17 protein-coding genes, 1 pseudogene and 1 other annotated feature (1 of these 19 cut by a window edge) are annotated in these 16,930 nt (G+C 47.0%); of the genes and pseudogenes, 9 read left to right on the top strand and 9 right to left on the bottom strand.

Annotation, left to right across the window (positions count from 1 at the left end):
- Positions 1-9 precede the first annotated feature (9 nt).
- The gene (gene katE, locus ACJHYR_RS00155) at positions 10-2,271 is read right to left on the bottom strand and encodes a catalase HPII (protein ID WP_000077898.1); all 2,262 of its coding nucleotides are present in this window, start codon (positions 2,269-2,271) and stop codon (positions 10-12) included.
- Positions 2,272-2,453: 182 nt separating this feature from the next.
- On the opposite strand from katE, the gene cedA reads away from it, so the two are divergent.
- Together cedA and ACJHYR_RS00165 are read left to right on the top strand one after the other, a co-directional pair.
- A complete protein-coding gene (gene cedA, locus ACJHYR_RS00160; protein WP_001241561.1) occupies positions 2,454-2,717 on the top strand; it encodes a cell division activator CedA in 264 nt (87 codons plus the stop codon).
- A gap of 288 nt (positions 2,718-3,005) precedes the next feature.
- Positions 3,006-3,809 (top strand): hypothetical protein, encoded by an 804-nt coding sequence (locus ACJHYR_RS00165; RefSeq protein WP_001376887.1) that lies wholly within the window; start codon positions 3,006-3,008, stop codon positions 3,807-3,809.
- A 3-nt stretch (positions 3,810-3,812) separates the two neighbouring features.
- Here the strand turns inward: ACJHYR_RS00165 and tcyP are convergent, their stop codons facing one another.
- The 3 genes from tcyP to hxpB all read right to left on the bottom strand — a co-directional run bounded on the left by tcyP (position 3,813) and on the right by hxpB (position 6,758).
- Positions 3,813-5,204, bottom strand: a complete 1,392-nt coding sequence (tcyP, locus tag ACJHYR_RS00170) for a cystine/sulfocysteine:cation symporter (protein WP_001010716.1) — start codon at positions 5,202-5,204, stop codon at positions 3,813-3,815.
- Between the two features lie 132 nt (positions 5,205-5,336).
- On the bottom strand, positions 5,337-5,927 hold the full coding sequence (locus tag ACJHYR_RS00175) for a metal-dependent hydrolase (protein ID WP_001295408.1): 591 nt from the start codon (positions 5,925-5,927) through the stop codon (positions 5,337-5,339).
- Positions 5,928-6,089: 162 nt separating this feature from the next.
- Positions 6,090-6,758, bottom strand: a complete 669-nt coding sequence (gene hxpB, locus ACJHYR_RS00180; protein ID WP_000106834.1) for a hexitol phosphatase HxpB — start codon at positions 6,756-6,758, stop codon at positions 6,090-6,092.
- Between the two features lie 146 nt (positions 6,759-6,904).
- On the opposite strand from hxpB, the gene ACJHYR_RS00185 reads away from it, so the two are divergent.
- Complete coding sequence (locus ACJHYR_RS00185; RefSeq protein ID WP_000222172.1) at positions 6,905-7,441, top strand: YniB family protein; 537 nt, start codon at positions 6,905-6,907, stop codon at positions 7,439-7,441.
- A 40-nt stretch (positions 7,442-7,481) separates the two neighbouring features.
- Here the strand turns inward: ACJHYR_RS00185 and ACJHYR_RS00190 are convergent, their stop codons facing one another.
- The 3 genes from ACJHYR_RS00190 to pfkB form a co-directional block, all read right to left on the bottom strand.
- Complete coding sequence (locus ACJHYR_RS00190) at positions 7,482-8,342, bottom strand: fructosamine kinase family protein (RefSeq protein WP_000267670.1); 861 nt, start codon at positions 8,340-8,342, stop codon at positions 7,482-7,484.
- Positions 8,343-8,447: 105 nt separating this feature from the next.
- On the bottom strand, positions 8,448-8,738 hold the full coding sequence (gene ghoS, locus ACJHYR_RS00195) for a type V toxin-antitoxin system endoribonuclease antitoxin GhoS (protein ID WP_000146149.1): 291 nt from the start codon (positions 8,736-8,738) through the stop codon (positions 8,448-8,450).
- Between the two features lie 100 nt (positions 8,739-8,838).
- A complete protein-coding gene (pfkB, locus tag ACJHYR_RS00200) occupies positions 8,839-9,768 on the bottom strand; it encodes a 6-phosphofructokinase II (protein WP_000251728.1) in 930 nt (309 codons plus the stop codon).
- Positions 9,769-10,054: 286 nt separating this feature from the next.
- Here pfkB and ACJHYR_RS00205 point away from each other — a divergent pair, with 286 nt between their 5' ends.
- Entirely contained in the window at positions 10,055-10,813 is a 759-nt protein-coding gene (locus ACJHYR_RS00205; RefSeq protein ID WP_000771396.1) for a YdiY family protein, read from the top strand.
- Between the two features lie 52 nt (positions 10,814-10,865).
- Here ACJHYR_RS00205 and yniD read toward each other — a convergent pair whose 3' ends face one another.
- Positions 10,866-10,973, bottom strand: coding sequence for a small membrane protein YniD (gene yniD / locus ACJHYR_RS00210; RefSeq protein ID WP_001142445.1), 108 nt, complete (start codon positions 10,971-10,973; stop codon positions 10,866-10,868).
- 166 nt (positions 10,974-11,139) lie between these two features.
- Positions 11,140-13,038: pseudogene (gene espL1, locus ACJHYR_RS00215) on the bottom strand (type III secretion system effector EspL1).
- Between the two features lie 522 nt (positions 13,039-13,560).
- Here espL1 and thrS point away from each other — a divergent pair.
- The 5 genes from thrS (at position 13,561) to pheM (ending at position 16,906) form a co-directional block, all read left to right on the top strand.
- The gene (gene thrS, locus ACJHYR_RS00220) at positions 13,561-15,489 is read left to right on the top strand and encodes a threonine--tRNA ligase (protein WP_001144202.1); all 1,929 of its coding nucleotides are present in this window, start codon (positions 13,561-13,563) and stop codon (positions 15,487-15,489) included.
- Between the two features lie 3 nt (positions 15,490-15,492).
- Positions 15,493-16,035, top strand: a complete 543-nt coding sequence (infC, locus tag ACJHYR_RS00225) for a translation initiation factor IF-3 (RefSeq protein WP_001700733.1) — start codon at positions 15,493-15,495, stop codon at positions 16,033-16,035.
- A 96-nt stretch (positions 16,036-16,131) separates the two neighbouring features.
- Positions 16,132-16,329 carry a 50S ribosomal protein L35 gene (rpmI, locus tag ACJHYR_RS00230; protein ID WP_001124225.1) on the top strand — a complete coding sequence of 66 codons (198 nt, stop codon included), beginning with the start codon at positions 16,132-16,134 and terminating at the stop codon, positions 16,327-16,329.
- 53 nt (positions 16,330-16,382) lie between these two features.
- Positions 16,383-16,739 carry a 50S ribosomal protein L20 gene (gene rplT / locus ACJHYR_RS00235; protein WP_000124850.1) on the top strand — a complete coding sequence of 119 codons (357 nt, stop codon included), beginning with the start codon at positions 16,383-16,385 and terminating at the stop codon, positions 16,737-16,739.
- 116 nt (positions 16,740-16,855) lie between these two features.
- Positions 16,856-16,930 (top strand) — a sequence feature (Phe leader region) (it continues 50 nt past the right edge of the window).
- A complete protein-coding gene (gene pheM, locus ACJHYR_RS00240) occupies positions 16,862-16,906 on the top strand; it encodes a pheST operon leader peptide PheM (RefSeq protein WP_001386830.1) in 45 nt (14 codons plus the stop codon). Its footprint overlaps the feature before it by 45 nt.

A 16,930-nucleotide genomic window follows, 5' to 3' on the forward strand; every position in this document is an offset into this window, starting at 1 on the left:
TATCCATATTTACGCCGGAATTTTGTCAATCTTAGGAATGCGTGACCACATGCGGTGTGCTGCCATCAGCGTTAACAGTTCATCCATAAAACTACCATCGGCGCTGTCAGCTTCCACAATCCCTTCTTCACCCTGGTCAGCGACCTTGATTGTTGCTTTAAACTTGCGCGCGTCTCCCGCCAGCGCAATCGGTTTAAGGTGTTTGTAGGCTTCCATCAGGTAGTAGTTGGCATCGCCGTTGTCAGCGATATCCGCGATATTGCCGCAAGGGACAATAACCGCATCGACCGTCAGCGAAGGTGCACCGGCAAAGGTAGCGGCTATAGGCAACACCGTACCGTCATCCGCAGTCACTTCACCCATTCGGGAGTAGAGCAGTTTGGCATGAACGCCTTTGGCCTTCAGCGCCTTGAGAATGGCCAGAAGGTCTGCCGATCTCACTTCATCATTAAGTAAAATCGCTACCACGCGACCTTTCACATCACCGTCAGGAATGGCGTACAAACTTAAGGATGGATCCTTTTTCAGACCGTTGACGTCCGGAGGCGGGGTGATATTCAGCTGGTCGTCCGTCAGCTCGATACCGAGATTTTTCGCCACCGCCTGGGCCAGAGTGAGATCAATATGCGCCAGCTGGTCAACAACGCGCTCACGAATATACGGACGAACTACTTTGCTTAACTCAAAACTGAAACCATCGACAATATGGCGCTGCTCGAATGGCGTCTGACTTAGCCAGAACAGACGCGGATGGGAATAATATTCGCCAAACGATGGACTGCGCTCGCGAACTTTATTTCCTTCCACGCGTTCCTGGTATGATTCAAAACCGCCACGTTTCGGCCCCGGCGGTGTTTCGCGCGGCCAGTTATCGTTGATCGAGTTCGGTTCATAATTCGCCGGGTTAGTGTCGATCCCCATACGATGCATGCCGTCACGCTGGAAATTATGGTAAGGGCAGGTCGGGCGGTTAATCGGAATCTCATGGAAATTCGGCCCACCAAGACGACTGATTTGTGTATCGGTATAGGAGAACAAACGTCCCTGCAACAGGGGATCGTTGGTGAAGTCCAGACCAGGAACAATATGACCTGGATGGAATGCTGCTTGTTCGTTTTCGGCAAAGAAGTTATCCGGATTGCGATTGAGCATCATTTTGCCAACACGCTGAACGGGTACCAGTTCTTCCGGGATGAGTTTGGTTGGATCGAGAAGATCGAAGTCAAACTTGAATTCATCTTCTTCAGGAATCAACTGGAAGCCCAGTTCGTATTCCGGAAAATCGCCTGCTTCGATGGCTTCCCACAACTCGCGGCGGTGGAAGTCCGGGTCACGTCCGGTTAGTTTTTGTGCTTCATCCCAAACGAGTGAGGCTTTACCTGCCAGTGGTTTCCAGTGGAAACGTACGAACGTTGCCTTCCCTTCGGCATTAATCAGGCGGAAGGTGTGAATACCGAAGCCTTCCATGGTGCGGTAACTGCGTGGGATCCCGCGATCCGACATCGCCCACATCACGTTGTGCAGAGTTTCAGGTTGCAGAGAAACATAATCCCAGAAAGTATCGTGGGCGCTTTGCCCTTGTGGGATTGCCCAGTGCGGTTCTGGTTTTACCGCATGAACAAAATCGGGGAATTTATGCGCATCCTGGATAAAGAAGATTGGCGTGTTATTGCCAACGAGGTCAAAAATACCCTCTTCGGTATAGAACTTGGTGGCAAAGCCACGGATATCACGCACGGTATCGGCAGAGCCAGCACCACCCTGAACGGTAGAGAACCTAACAAATACTGGGGTGATTTTGTTCGGATCTGAGAGGAAATCCGCTTTGGTGATATCGCTTAAGCTTTTATATGGCTGGAAATAACCGTGAGCTGCTGATCCACGTGCATGAACAATACGTTCCGGGATGCGCTCATGGTCAAAGTGGGTGATTTTCTCGCGCAGAATAAAATCTTCCAGCAGCGTTGGACCACGGCTACCGGCACGCAGTGAGTTTTGATCGTCGGCGATGCGCACGCCCTGATTAGTGGTCAGCGCATAATTTTCACTGCCTTTGCGTACGTCTTCCAGAGAATTAAGTTTTTCGTTACGCGTATCAGGGGCTTTCAGGCTCCCTGGGGCGGTAGGTTGTGCACCTGGCGGTGTCGGTTCAGCCGCTGGACGATGAGATCCGTCCTCAGGTGCCAGTGAGTCCATCCCCGGTTTCGCTTCGCTGGAATCGTGTTGTGGTGACTGGTGCTGATGTGGGTTCTTTTCGTTATGTTGCGACATTGAACTCGTCTCCTTAATTTATTACTGAAAGGGCCGCTGTTTTGGTCAAAAAACTCTCTAACTATAGACCACCAGCCAGATCCCGCTTCGGAGGCTATTCTGGAAACGGTGTTATGAAATACACGCAAAGCGGGACGTACAGGGGCTAAATCGGCTAAACTACAGTTTTTCTGATTTTTAATATGCGTTTAGTGAAGCCAGTAATGAAGAAACCGCTCCGCCAGCAAAACCGCCAGATTATTAGCTATGTCCCACGCACGGAACCCGCGCCGCCAGAACATGCGATAAAGATGGATTCGTTTCGTGATGTCTGGATGCTGCGTGGCAAATATGTTGCGTTTGTACTGATGGGAGAGTCATTTCTGCGCTCACCGGCGTTTACTGTGCCTGAATCCGCCCAGCGTTGGGCAAATCAGATCCGCCAGGAAGGGGAAGTGACTGAGTAAAGATTACGTACCTCCCGGTTTTGCCGGGAGTTACATGGCCTGAAATTCTGTATTTCATTGCTACATTCATTCAAACCACCTGTAACAAAAAGCTGCCTTTGACGATCTATTGCTATAAATAAGTGATCTTTTTTCTTTAATTGTTTATTTATTTTATAATAGTTAAGTTTAGCTAATCAGGATGAGCTATTTTTGATAGTTCATCCTGTGGCGTTGCCATTAAACTTATATTGTAAATTGCTTAGATTCAAATGAGATAATAATTTTGTTGATAATATGAGGTGGGAGATGTTTTCTACAAACTTAATACAGAGTGATTATGGTAATTTAAATATTAAAAACCTTGCCTTCGACTCTTTTAAAGAAAGACTGCAGTCTACCATGACAGCACTCACTTTCTTTATATCAACGGGTCAATGTGCCTGCGATGAAATAGCAGAATCAAACTTCAATTATATGATTGCCTATATGTCTAACATTAACTATGATGCCTCAAAGCCAGGAGCGCCAGCACTTAGTTTTGATACATATCTGCAGGACAATGTTAAATATAGAGTGATAATTAATAATCTTTATGGTAGTGAAATTAGGATAAGAGGTATTAATGAGAATTTTGTTGGGATGGATTTTACTTGTGAATTCCGACCAGAAAAAATGACCAATTTGATCAATATAAAAAACAGGTTGGTTATTCACTATTTAAAAACGATATACTATGAACAAAATTATATACATCCTGTTGGGAGCATTTTTGCTGCGATTCAAAAAAATGAGAGTCTCCTAAAGTTTCCTTCGGTAATATCAATACTTAATGTCAATCTTCTTTTTAATCCACTGAATCTTCCGGGAATGGGAAGTGGTGTGCTTGAAGAGATTATGAGTATTTCAGATAGTTCACTTAGAAAACGTCTTGGGTATGAGGTTTTAAGCTTTTCGCTACAGGCACATTCATTGAGTCAGGAATGTATCGATAAGTTAGCCATTTTTTTCGCTGACGATCTGTTTAAATATGAGTCAGTATGCATCGCCGCGATGGAACATTTAAAAAGTAAGGCAACGGCTCCTATACAAAACGGACCGTTGCCAGCATAAGAATTAACGGTGTGCCAGTTCGGCGTCGTCTTCGCTATCCAGAATGGCTTTATCGGTTTGCTTCAGCCACTGGCTGGTCAGCGTGCCAGCGGTCATCGAGCCACTAACGTTTAGCGCCGTACGCCCCATGTCGATAAGCGGTTCAACGGAGATTAACAGCGCCACCAGGGTAACTGGCAGGCCCATCGCAGGCAGCACAATCAGTGCGGCGAAAGTTGCACCACCACCGACACCGGCAACGCCTGCGGAACTAACGGTAACAATACCGACCAGCGTCGCAATCCACATCGGGTCCATCGGGTTAATGCCAACCGTAGGCGCAACCATCACCGCCAGCATCGCCGGATACAAACCGGCACAGCCGTTCTGACCAATGGTTGCACCGAAAGAGGCGGCGAAACTGGCGATGGATTCAGGAACACCCAGACGACGCGTTTGTGCTTCCACATTCAGTGGGATAGACGCAGCACTGGAACGGCTGGTAAAGGCAAACGTCAGTACTGGCCATACCTTACGGAAGTACTTCAGCGGGCTCACGCCATTAATACCCAGCAGAAGGCCATGCACTGCAAACATAATCAGAAGACCGAGGTAGGACGCGACAACGAAACTTCCCAGTTTGATGATGTCTTGCAGGTTAGAACCTGCAACCACTTTGGTCATCAGCGCCAGAACGCCGTAAGGGGTCAACTGCATGACCAGGCGAACCAGCTTCATTACCCAGCTTTGCAGGGTATCGATAGCGGTTAAGACGCGTTCACCTTTCGGCGCATCATCCTTCAGCAGTTTCAGCGCAGCTACACCGAGGAATGCGGCAAAAATTACCACGCTGATAATTGACGTCGGATTGGCTCCGGTCAGATCGGCAAACGGGTTTTTCGGGATAAAGGACAAGACCAGCTGCGGAACGCTCAGGTCAGAGACTTTACCAACATAGTTACTTTCAATGGCGTTCAGACGTGCAGTTTCTGCACCACCCTGAACCAGACCTTCAGCCGTCAAACCAAACAGGTTGGTGACCAGCACACCGACCAGCGCCGCAATCAGCGTGGTAAACAAAAGCGTACCGATGGTCAGAAAACTGATTTTGCCTAACTGAGATGCGTTATGCAGACGGGCAACCGCGCTCAGAATAGAGGCGAAGACTAACGGCATAACGATCATTTGCAGCAGTTGAACATAGCCGTTACCAACAATGTTAAACCACTGTACAGAATCTTTAAGTACCTGGCTGTCAGAACCATAAATGGTATGCAGGGCAAGGCCAAAAACCACACCCATCACCAGACCCACCAGCACTTTTTTCGCCAGACTCCACTGTTTATGGCGGGTCTGAGCCAGCGCAAACAGCAGTACAACGAACACCACGATGTTCGCAATTAATGGAAAGTTCATCCCCGTTCTCCTGATCTTATTATTTCTATCACTGCGTAGCAGTCATAGTGTTGGCGCAAGATTAACAGAACTGTGAGCTGGCTCTTATATTCAAATGGAATTGCTTATTCCAGAAAGGTGATTTTTGCCTTTTTAGTATTCAACCTGATGCTTAATAAGCCGATGAAACTGGATCTGCAAAGTATTGATCATTTGCGATGACCAACGAACAGCGCTGTTTTCGGGTAATGAATGGGGCATCCATACCGACCAGACAAATAATGCCATGCAGATAAAACGTTCCAGTTGGTTGCCCTTTTGGGGAACCAGGATAGGCAAGCGGAAACGCCAGCGGCATGGCCAGAGCAGGGGAACACCGGCGGGTGTCAGCATATCGGCAAGTATGTGGCTCAAATAACCCAGCACCATTCCTTGTAGCGCATCAGCCGGAATGAACCAGCTTTCAGGAACCTTAAGGTAAAAGGTTGCCAGCAGCGCAAATACCGCCAGCAGACTGTGGGTAAAACCACGATGCCCAAAAGCGCGGGCGATCGGTTTTGATATCCACTTTAATCGCTGCCCAAGAAACGACTTTGGGTGATCGATGTCCGGTAACAAACACGTCAGGATTGCGGAAGGGACAATATGCCACCAGTCACCCTGTGCCAGCACGGGCGTCAGCTCGGCATTTTTGGCAAATACCGCACAAGCAATAGAAAAGAGAAGGTGACCTTCCGCCGTCATGATAAAACTCACTAAACTGTCGATACGTACAGTATAGGATTTTTATACAGTGCGCGGAAGTGGTGACGGTGTAACTCTTTCTCTTAAATTGACGATTAATCCGTCAGTTGAATGCAAATTCAGATAAAGAACCAGGGGCAGCGTGATCACTGCCCCTGGTCATTAACCGAGAAGGTCTTTTGCGGTGAGTTCTGTCAGTGATGAGAGTTTGACGTTTGCTAATACAAAACGTGGATCATTTTGCGCTTCTGGCGCAGGAACGACGATGGAACGCATGCGGGCTGCTTTAGAGGCGATCATGCCATTTACTGAATCTTCCAGCGCTACGCAGGTCAGTGGGTCAACGCCCAGTTTTGCTGCGCAGTCGAGATATACTTGCGGATGCGGCTTGCTGTAAGGCAGTTTTTCAGCCGAGGCGAGGGCATCGAAACTGTCGCGTAAGTCAAACATGGTCAACACTTTTTCCAGCATATGTAGTGGTGACGCGGAGGCCAGTCCCACCAATAAACCTTGTTCTTTGCATAACGCAACGGCTTCGCGCACGCCTGGTAATAATGGACGTGTCTCTTCAACCAGTGAAATGGCACGGGCAATAACCCGTTCTACTACTTCCTGACGGCTTGGCCCATTCCACGGTTGCCGGGCGTACCAAAGATCGACCACCATATCGATACGTAAACCTAAGGTGTCCGGCAGCTCGTTACGACGGGAGATATCCACCCCCAGGCTTGCCATCACATCCAGTTCGGCTCGATCCCATAAAGGTTCTGAGTCGATAAGTAATCCATCCATATCAAAAATTGCAGCAAGAATCTGACGCGGGGTTGACATTACAACCTCTCCTTTAGAGCATTATGTGTAAGGTATTAAGCCGTGCTTATGATTAAGCGCCTATCATATCGCCTTTAAAGAATGGGCGAAAACAGATATCTACAGGTAAACTAAGTGAAACGACGCGTCTTAATCAAGGAGAACTCATGACGTATCAACAAGCTGGACGCATTGCTGTTTTGAAAAGGATTTTGGGTTGGGTGATTTTTATACCTGCATTGATCTCTACACTGATTTCTTTGCTGAAATTTATGAATACCCGGCAGGAAAACCAGGAAGGCATTAATGCGGTCATGCTCGACTTTACTCATGTCATGATCGATATGATGCAGGCGAATACGCCTTTTTTGAATCTGTTCTGGTATAACTCCCCGACGCCCAATTTTAATGGTGGCGTGAACGTTATGTTCTGGGTGATTTTCATCCTGATTTTTGTCGGACTGGCGTTGCAGGATTCCGGTGCCCGGATGAGTCGCCAGGCGCGCTTCTTGCGGGAAGGTGTTGAAGATCAACTCATTCTGGAAAAAGCCAAAGGGGAAGAGGGGCTAACGCGTGAACAAATTGAGTCACGTATTGTTGTGCCGCACCATACTATTTTCCTGCAGTTTTTCTCGCTGTATATCCTGCCGGTTATTTGTATTGCTGCAGGTTATGTGTTCTTTTCTCTGCTGGGGTTTATTTAATCAAAAGGCCGCACGGAGCGGCCATTATCCTCAACCCGTATCATGCTGCTAATAATCTATCCAGTGACTGCTGAGCAATAACCAAATGCTGACCGCCAAATAACCTTGCACGATTTAACAGCGTGTAGAGTTGGTAAACCGGTTGACGTTCAAGGAAATCGGCAGGTAGCGGGGATACTGACTGATAGCCGTCATAGATTTGTGGCGGCTGTTCAGTATGCAGCGGTAACATCGCCAGGTCGCACTCTCGGTCACCCCAGTAGCAGGCCGGGTCGAAAATGTACGGGCCATCCGGACCCAGCGCACAGTTGCCGGACCATAAATCGCCGTGCAACAGAGAAGGCTGCGGTTGATGCGAGGCCAGACGCTGCTGAATATGCTCGACGATGGCATCGATATTGCCGAAAGCGATCCCTTTTTCTGCCGCCAGTTCCAGCTGCCAGCCAATCCGTTGTTCAGCAAAAAAAGTTGACCAGCGACGTTGCCAGGTGTTGGGCTGGGGAGTTGTGGAGAGCGCGTTATCGAAATCGAGGCCAAATTGCGGTTGGTCGCTCCATTGATGTAAACGCGCAATTTGCTGACCAAGAATAAATGCGCTATGCGCATCCAGCGGGCGAGGTGGGAGATAGTCCATCACCAGAAAACTGTAGTCACGGTCAGCGCCAACTGCCCAAACCTTAGGCACGGTGACGGTTTTACTACGCGACAGTAACTCCAGTTGGTCGGCTTCGGCGGTAAAACCGGGAAGCAGTTCCCTTTCATCACATTTGACGAAAAAGTCACGCCCTGCATAGCGCAAATGCCATGCGGCATGGACTTCTCCGCCAGGCAGTTCATTACGCAGTTCGATTTCGCCTTCACCTAACTGCTCGCTCAAAAGACGACTGATTGCCTGCCACATGATGTCTCTCCCATGTTGTCTGCCAGATCATAAGGTTAGCGCAAGAATGCGGTGTAAAAACACGAGCTAACGCACACCACAGACTGATTATTGCCCAAAAACCATTTATTTTCTGTTGCTATTCCATTCCTCCCAGGTCGTGATGGTGATTTCAGGATCTTTGCCGGTTGCACTTTGGGTAAGCCCCGAAACCAGTTCTCTAATTTCTTCTTCACTTTGGGTACTGATAAGTCCAAAAGTGTTAGTCCCCAGCTCATGGATATTTCCATCATCATCCGTCATGGTGAGCAAAAAACCGTCGCGAGTCAGGTAATTATTCAACTCGTTAATTTCAGTCAATGTATCCTCGTGCAACATGACGGTTATGACATAACGGACAAGATCGCCACTGGCCATAGTTCACCCCTTTGTTATCACATGACTTTTGAGCATAGTCGGAGAAACGCGTTGCCGACAGGTTGGTGGTGATTCCCCCAATGCAGGGGGAATGTTTCAGTTAGCGGGAAAGGTAAGCGTAAATTTTTTGTGTATCGTCTTGGGAGCACAGGCGTGTTCCCTGATTGAGTGTGGCTGCACTCCCCGCAGCTACGCCAAAACGGACCATCTCTTCAAGAGAGGCATTTTCTGCCAGTTTCAGTGTCATCGCGCCGACCATGCTGTCACCAGCGCCAACGGTGCTCTGGCTTTTCACCGGTGGTGGCACAACCTGAATGCAGTTTTCACTATCAACGCCCAGCGCCCCTTGTGGACCCAGGGAAACGACAACTCGTTTGGCCTTGCCGCTATTAACGATTTCCTGCGCGGCTTTGCGGACATCGTCTGGCTGGGTGAGTTCGCGATTCACTAGCGCACTGAGTTCTTTTTGGTTAGGCTTAACCAACTCGATATTACCAATCGCCAGTGCTGCACTTAACGCTTCGCCAGAACTGTCGACGATGCAGCGAATCCCTTGTTTTTGCGCAGCGGAAATCAGTTGGGTTAATTTTTCCAGCTTCACACCTGGCGGCAGGCTTCCGCTTATGACCAGAATGGCCCCGGATTCAATTTCCAGAACTTGCTCTTCAAGCTGGCGAAACTCATCTTCATTTAATGCCGCGCCTGGCATAACAAAACGATACTGCTCACCGCTTGCTTCCACATGTACGTGTAAATTCTGCCGGGTCCAGTCTTTGGCTTCTACAGTAGCGACGGGGACATTTTCATCTGCCAACAGTGAAACCAGATGTTCGCCGGTCGCACCACCCGCCGGGAAGATCGCTGTGGCACTGCCTCCAAGATGGGCAATGGCGCGGGCGACGTTGATGCCGCCGCCTCCGGGTTCGAATACTGGTGCGGTACAGCGCAGCTTTCCTTCGGGATAAATTTGCGGGGTAATTGTTGCGCTATCGAGAGAGGGCGCAAGTGTCAACGTATAGATACGTACCATCATTTCCTCCTATAGGCTGATTTCAGTCTGGCACCGAATCAGCGGAAAGTGAAGAAATTAACAATATGATTTATTAGAGCTTTATTTAAAATTTTGCAGATAAATATATATAAATAAAAATTTGTTTTCGCCACATGCTTATTCAAAAAATGAAATAAGAATACATTGCTAAGTTATTCGCGCCTTTTTATAATTCGTTACCTTTCCAGGGACGCTAATCTTTGATCCTTAAGAAAGTTTCCGGGACCGCGAAGGTCTCTTTTTTTGTTGTACGGACTCTTGATAAATGAAGCTTTTGAAGACAGTTCCTGCCATCGTTATGTTGGCGGGGGGCATGTTTGCGTCACTGAATGCAGCTGCCGATGATTCCGTTTTTACTGTCATGGACGATCCTGCCAGCGCTAAAAAACCTTTCGAAGGTAATCTGAACGCAGGATATCTTGCACAATCAGGCAATACGAAAAGCTCCTCACTTACGGCTGACACCACCATGACCTGGTATGGACAAACCACTGCCTGGTCGCTGTGGGGGAACGCCAGTAATACTTCTTCTAATGATGAGCGTTCTTCAGAAAAATATGCGGCGGGCGGGCGTAGCCGTTTTAATTTAACTGATTATGACTATTTATTTGGGCAGGCAAGCTGGCTGACAGACCGTTATAACGGCTATCGAGAGCGCGATGTGTTGACCGCGGGTTATGGTCGCCAGTTTTTGAATGGCCCGGTACACAGTTTCCGCTTTGAATTCGGTCCAGGTGTGCGTTACGACAAATATACCGATAATGCCAGTGAAACCCAGCCGCTGGGTTATGCCTCCGGGGCTTATGCATGGCAGTTGACTGACAACGCTAAATTTACGCAGGGTGTTTCCGTCTTTGGCGCGGAAGACACAACGCTGAACTCCGAAAGCGCATTAAATGTTGCTATTAATGAACATTTTGGACTGAAGGTGGCTTACAACGTCACATGGAACTCTGAACCTCCAGAGTCTGCACCGGAACATACCGATCGTCGGACAACCTTATCGCTGGGCTACAGCATGTAAAATTATCTGCCGGACCGTGTTATGCGGTCTGGCTGTCTTCGTTTGTCACTGCTCAGCCCCAAATCATTGCTGCCCAACGTAGCAACAACATAGCGCCACAAATTGCCAGTAGCACCACCACCATCTTCCAGTGTTTTTTATCAAAGCGTTTAGTCGGCATACCAGTGTCCTGCATATCTCTTGTGCGTGATAACGAAGTGTAACAAAAGGGACAGGCATCAAGGGATTTTTTGTTATTACAGCCGTCGGGTGGCGTTGTACACCTGATCACTGTTTTTGCGGTTTATGAAAAAAATAAAATTATGTATCGATATATAAATATCTGGTTATAAATACGTCTTTAGTTCATCAGCACTAAAACTCAGGCTTTGGCTGATTACGTTTATAGCAGCATAATATGTTTCTACAGTTTTATAATGATTATGATGAATGGCTATATGAACAGCTGACATGTTGTCATGATTTTTAGCGGCCAACAATGTGAATAACTGACATTGACTAAAAGAATATTTTTTTGCAAAAGTACCCAGCGTTGATATATAAGATAACACGACGTCTTTATTACCCTTGCTCATGGCGATGTATAAAGCAGGGGTTCCATGTGCTGTTGCGCCTTTTAATAAATCCATGATGTTAATTTTGCTGAGGTTATATTTAACAGCGATTCCATAAACTTTAGAGAGGAACCGTGTGACACACAAAGGGTGATTATTTTCCATTGCGGCATATAATCCTGGCTCACCATCACGTGTTTTCATTGCTAAAATATCCATCACCATTTTTTTGCTTAAAAGCTCTTGTGTTATTGGAGTGGTTAATGCATTCAGAAAGATATCGATTATTTCATCGAATCCATACAACATGGAGATATAGAGTCCAGGTGTTTCGTTAGCACTTTTAGTTTGCAGTAATTTAACCAGATTATCTTCATGAATGATATGATTATCTACCAGTGACTGAATTTCTTGCATAAATATTTTTACGTTGTCAGTATGTCCGTTCATCATAGCCAGAAATAAAGCAGGTGTACCAACGCTATTCTGCGCAGTTATTATTTCAATGATTTCTTTTTCAGGGAGTATGGGTAACTGTTTGAATAATGTAATAAGCTGTTGAGTCTGGCCTGTGGCCATTATTAACAACATTGCCGATGGATGTATAGGGGCAAATGGCATTCGTGATGCAATACCCGCGAAAATAGCCCCTGGAACTCCCTCAGGTAATAGGGGCAGAAAAGCAATTGCACAGTTGCGAACATACATATCAGCCCAGGTCTGAGCATCGGGACCTGAACTGATGAATTTATCGAGCGAGAGAAAGCCCCGTGCTGTCCTGTGGGTGCCTCTGACGGCAACGTTGGTATCGTTCGGGTCGTAAACGGACACAACATAATTTAATTGCCCATACGCTGACTGCTTTATTCGTAGCCTTACTGACAAAGTATGATTGTCTATATATAAAATCGCGGACATATGACTGACATTGTTTGCCATCATTCGACAGAAGAAAATATCTAAAGCGAAGCCAAAATCCTTACTCGCGATAACGCGACTCCCTGCAGGAGGATGGCGAAGTAATGATCTGAACTCCGCGTCCCGGACTAAGGGGACATGCTGCTGTATGGATTCAACGGAGGAGTAATGTTTAATCAGATTGACTTTGCCTTTTCCATTTCTCAGTGAATCAAGGGCGTATTGCAATGACAGATGGCGACAAAAAATAGCGTCAGAAGGAGATTGCAAAAAAAATGCACTACCATTGAGATTTACTGTTGGTTGTATAGTTTTTTCTCTATGGATTTTTTTAGACAGTTTCATACAATGGTTACGATTTTCGGTAGTTAACTGTTCCTGTTCAATATAATCCAGTATGCTTCGCAAATGGTTAGCTTTAATAGGCGTGGTTTCCAGTAATAAGGAAATGATTTCTTTTTTATAGTGTAATGTAATGAGTATATTTTCTGCATGGATGGGTGAAGTGGCAAAGTTAATGGTAAAAAGGGCAGTGGAATAACAATTTTATGATATTTTTCGACAGTTTGCGGTAAATTCCTGAGTAACACAGTATGACAGCATCGAACTTAAGTCAGAGGTATCAAGTAGGGTGATGAGTTGGCGCGCAAATTGATTAATAGGCTCTGATGAAGGCGTTGGTATGTCGCTATCGATGTGCATTCTATGAGGAGACTTATAATGAGTTCTGATAATAATGTCGTTTTGACTCATAATCTATTCGCCTTATATATGTCTGGAAGTTTTGAGGATGATGATTAATTATTATCGCCAGAACGAAATGTGCACGAAAAATTGCTATAAGAATTGTGTCACTTTTATCATTGTGATATGACCAGTTCGTCATTAATCTCATGATCGTTTAAATACTACCGCCAAATCACGCAACGAACTTTGCTGGATTCAGTTTATGCTGCTGCAAATCCGCTCGCAGTAAACCTTTCAGACGCTCCGTGATGTTATCAGTGGTTCTTTAAGCGTTTTGCTGGTGTACTCACTACAAACGAATTGCGAATCGAATCAATGTGAAACGGAAAGGTACAATCTCCCTTTTTTTAGTGTTAACATCGTTCAACCGGGTGGAAGGTGAGAGGTTAATGTCTTTCATTTGTGTACCTGATTGCGAACCAATTTAGCATTTGTTGGCTAGATGGTTTCGCAATGAACTGTTAATAAACAAATTTTTCTTTGTATGTGATCTTTCGTGTGGGTCACCACTGCAAATAAGGATATAAAATGCCTGTTATAACTCTTCCTGATGGCAGCCAACGCCATTACGACCACGCTGTAAGCCCCATGGATGTTGCGCTGGACATTGGTCCAGGTCTGGCGAAAGCCTGTATCGCAGGGCGCGTTAATGGCGAACTGGTTGATGCTTGCGATCTGATTGAAAACGACGCACAACTGTCGATCATTACCGCCAAAGACGAAGAAGGTCTGGAGATCATTCGTCACTCCTGTGCGCACCTGTTAGGGCACGCGATTAAACAACTTTGGCCGCATACCAAAATGGCAATCGGCCCGGTTATTGACAACGGTTTTTATTACGACGTTGATCTTGACCGCACGTTAACCCAGGAAGATGTCGAAGCACTCGAGAAGCGGATGCATGAGCTTGCTGAGAAAAACTACGACGTCATTAAGAAGAAAGTCAGCTGGCACGAAGCGCGTGAAACTTTCGCCAACCGTGGGGAGAGCTACAAAGTCTCCATTCTTGACGAAAACATCGCCCATGATGACAAGCCAGGTCTGTACTTCCATGAAGAATATGTCGATATGTGCCGCGGTCCGCACGTACCGAACATGCGTTTCTGCCATCATTTCAAACTAATGAAAACGGCAGGGGCTTACTGGCGTGGCGACAGCAACAACAAAATGTTGCAACGTATTTACGGTACGGCGTGGGCAGACAAAAAAGCGCTTAACGCTTACCTGCAGCGCCTGGAAGAAGCCGCGAAACGCGACCACCGTAAAATCGGTAAACAGCTCGACCTGTACCATATGCAGGAAGAAGCACCGGGTATGGTCTTCTGGCACAACGATGGCTGGACCATCTTCCGTGAACTGGAAGTGTTTGTTCGTTCTAAACTGAAAGAGTACCAGTATCAGGAAGTTAAAGGTCCGTTCATGATGGACCGTGTTCTGTGGGAAAAAACCGGTCACTGGGACAACTACAAAGATGCAATGTTCACCACGTCTTCTGAGAACCGTGAATACTGCATTAAGCCGATGAACTGCCCGGGTCACGTACAAATTTTCAACCAGGGGCTGAAGTCTTATCGCGATCTGCCGCTGCGTATGGCCGAGTTTGGTAGCTGCCACCGTAACGAGCCGTCAGGTTCGCTGCATGGCCTGATGCGTGTACGTGGTTTTACCCAGGATGACGCGCATATCTTCTGTACTGAAGAACAAATTCGCGATGAAGTTAACGGATGTATCCGTTTAGTCTATGATATGTACAGCACTTTTGGCTTCGAGAAGATCGTCGTCAAACTCTCCACTCGTCCTGAAAAACGTATTGGCAGCGACGAAATGTGGGATCGTGCTGAGGCGGACCTGGCGGTTGCGCTGGAAGAAAACAACATCCCGTTTGAATATCAACTGGGTGAAGGCGCTTTCTACGGTCCGAAAATTGAATTTACCCTGTATGACTGCCTCGATCGTGCATGGCAGTGCGGTACAGTACAGCTGGACTTCTCCTTGCCGTCTCGTCTGAGCGCCTCCTATGTGGGCGAAGACAACGAGCGTAAGGTACCGGTTATGATTCACCGCGCAATTCTGGGGTCGATGGAACGTTTCATCGGTATCCTGACCGAAGAATTCGCTGGTTTCTTCCCGACCTGGCTTGCGCCGGTTCAGGTTGTTATCATGAATATTACCGATTCACAGTCTGAATACGTTAACGAATTGACGCAAAAACTATCAAATGCGGGCATTCGTGTTAAAGCAGACTTGAGAAATGAGAAGATTGGCTTTAAAATCCGCGAGCACACTTTGCGTCGCGTCCCGTATATGCTGGTCTGTGGTGATAAAGAGGTGGAATCAGGCAAAGTTGCCGTTCGCACCCGCCGTGGTAAAGACCTGGGAAGCATGGACGTAAATGAAGTGATCGAGAAGCTGCAACAAGAGATTCGCAGCCGCAGTCTTAAACAATTGGAGGAATAAGGTATTAAAGGCGGAAAACGAGTTCAAACGGCGCGCCCTAACCGTATCAATGGCGAAATTCGCGCCCAGGAAGTTCGCTTAACAGGTCTGGAAGGCGAGCAGCTTGGTATTGTGAGTCTGAGAGAAGCTCTGGAGAAAGCAGAAGAAGCCGGAGTAGACTTAGTCGAGATCAGCCCTAACGCCGAGCCGCCGGTTTGTCGTATAATGGATTACGGCAAATTCCTCTATGAAAAGAGCAAGTCTTCTAAGGAACAGAAGAAAAAGCAAAAAGTTATCCAGGTTAAGGAAATTAAATTCCGTCCTGGTACAGATGAAGGCGACTATCAGGTAAAACTCCGCAGCCTGATTCGCTTTCTCGAAGAGGGTGATAAAGCCAAAATCACGCTGCGTTTCCGTGGTCGTGAGATGGCGCACCAGCAAATCGGTATGGAAGTGCTTAATCGCGTGAAAGACGATTTGCAAGAACTGGCAGTGGTCGAATCCTTCCCAACGAAGATCGAAGGCCGCCAGATGATCATGGTGCTCGCTCCTAAGAAGAAACAGTAAGGCCTTCAAGTAGCACTGTCTGTGGAGCCTTTGGGCTTCACAGGCATTGTTCGCCTTTGTTTCGTTTATTAACAATGCGAAGTGGAAGTTATTAAAATGCCAAAAATTAAGACCGTACGCGGTGCTGCTAAGCGCTTCAAAAAAACCGGTAAAGGTGGTTTTAAGCACAAGCACGCTAACCTGCGTCACATTCTGACCAAAAAAGCGACCAAACGTAAACGTCACCTGCGTCCGAAAGCCATGGTTTCCAAAGGCGATCTGGGCCTGGTAATCGCGTGCCTGCCGTACGCATAAGCCGTTAACGTTTTTTAACTTTTTAATTAGAATATAGATACAGGAGAGCACATATGGCTCGCGTAAAACGTGGTGTTATTGCACGCGCACGTCACAAGAAAATTTTGAAACAAGCTAAAGGCTACTACGGTGCGCGTTCTCGCGTATACCGCGTTGCCTTCCAGGCTGTTATCAAAGCTGGTCAGTATGCTTACCGTGACCGTCGTCAACGTAAGCGTCAGTTCCGTCAACTGTGGATTGCGCGTATCAACGCAGCAGCACGTCAGAACGGTATTTCTTACAGCAAATTCATCAATGGCCTGAAAAAAGCCTCTGTTGAAATCGACCGTAAGATCCTGGCTGATATCGCAGTATTCGACAAAGTAGCGTTCACCGCTCTGGTTGAAAAAGCGAAAGCAGCTCTGGCATAAGCCAGTTGAAAGAGGGAGCTAGTCTCCCTCTTTTCGTTTCAACGCCATCAAAACATTGACTTTTATCGCCGTAGCCTTTTCAATAAAGGTCTTTTGAAAAGTACCAAAAGGTAACGCAAGCAATGAATGCTGCTATTTTCCGCTTCTTTTTTTACTTTAGCACCTGACTCCAGGAGGCTAGCGCGTGAGAA

The sequence above is a fragment of the Escherichia sp. WS1450 genome (assembly GCF_046487395.1).
GTDB classification, from domain to species: domain Bacteria; phylum Pseudomonadota; class Gammaproteobacteria; order Enterobacterales; family Enterobacteriaceae; genus Escherichia; species Escherichia coli.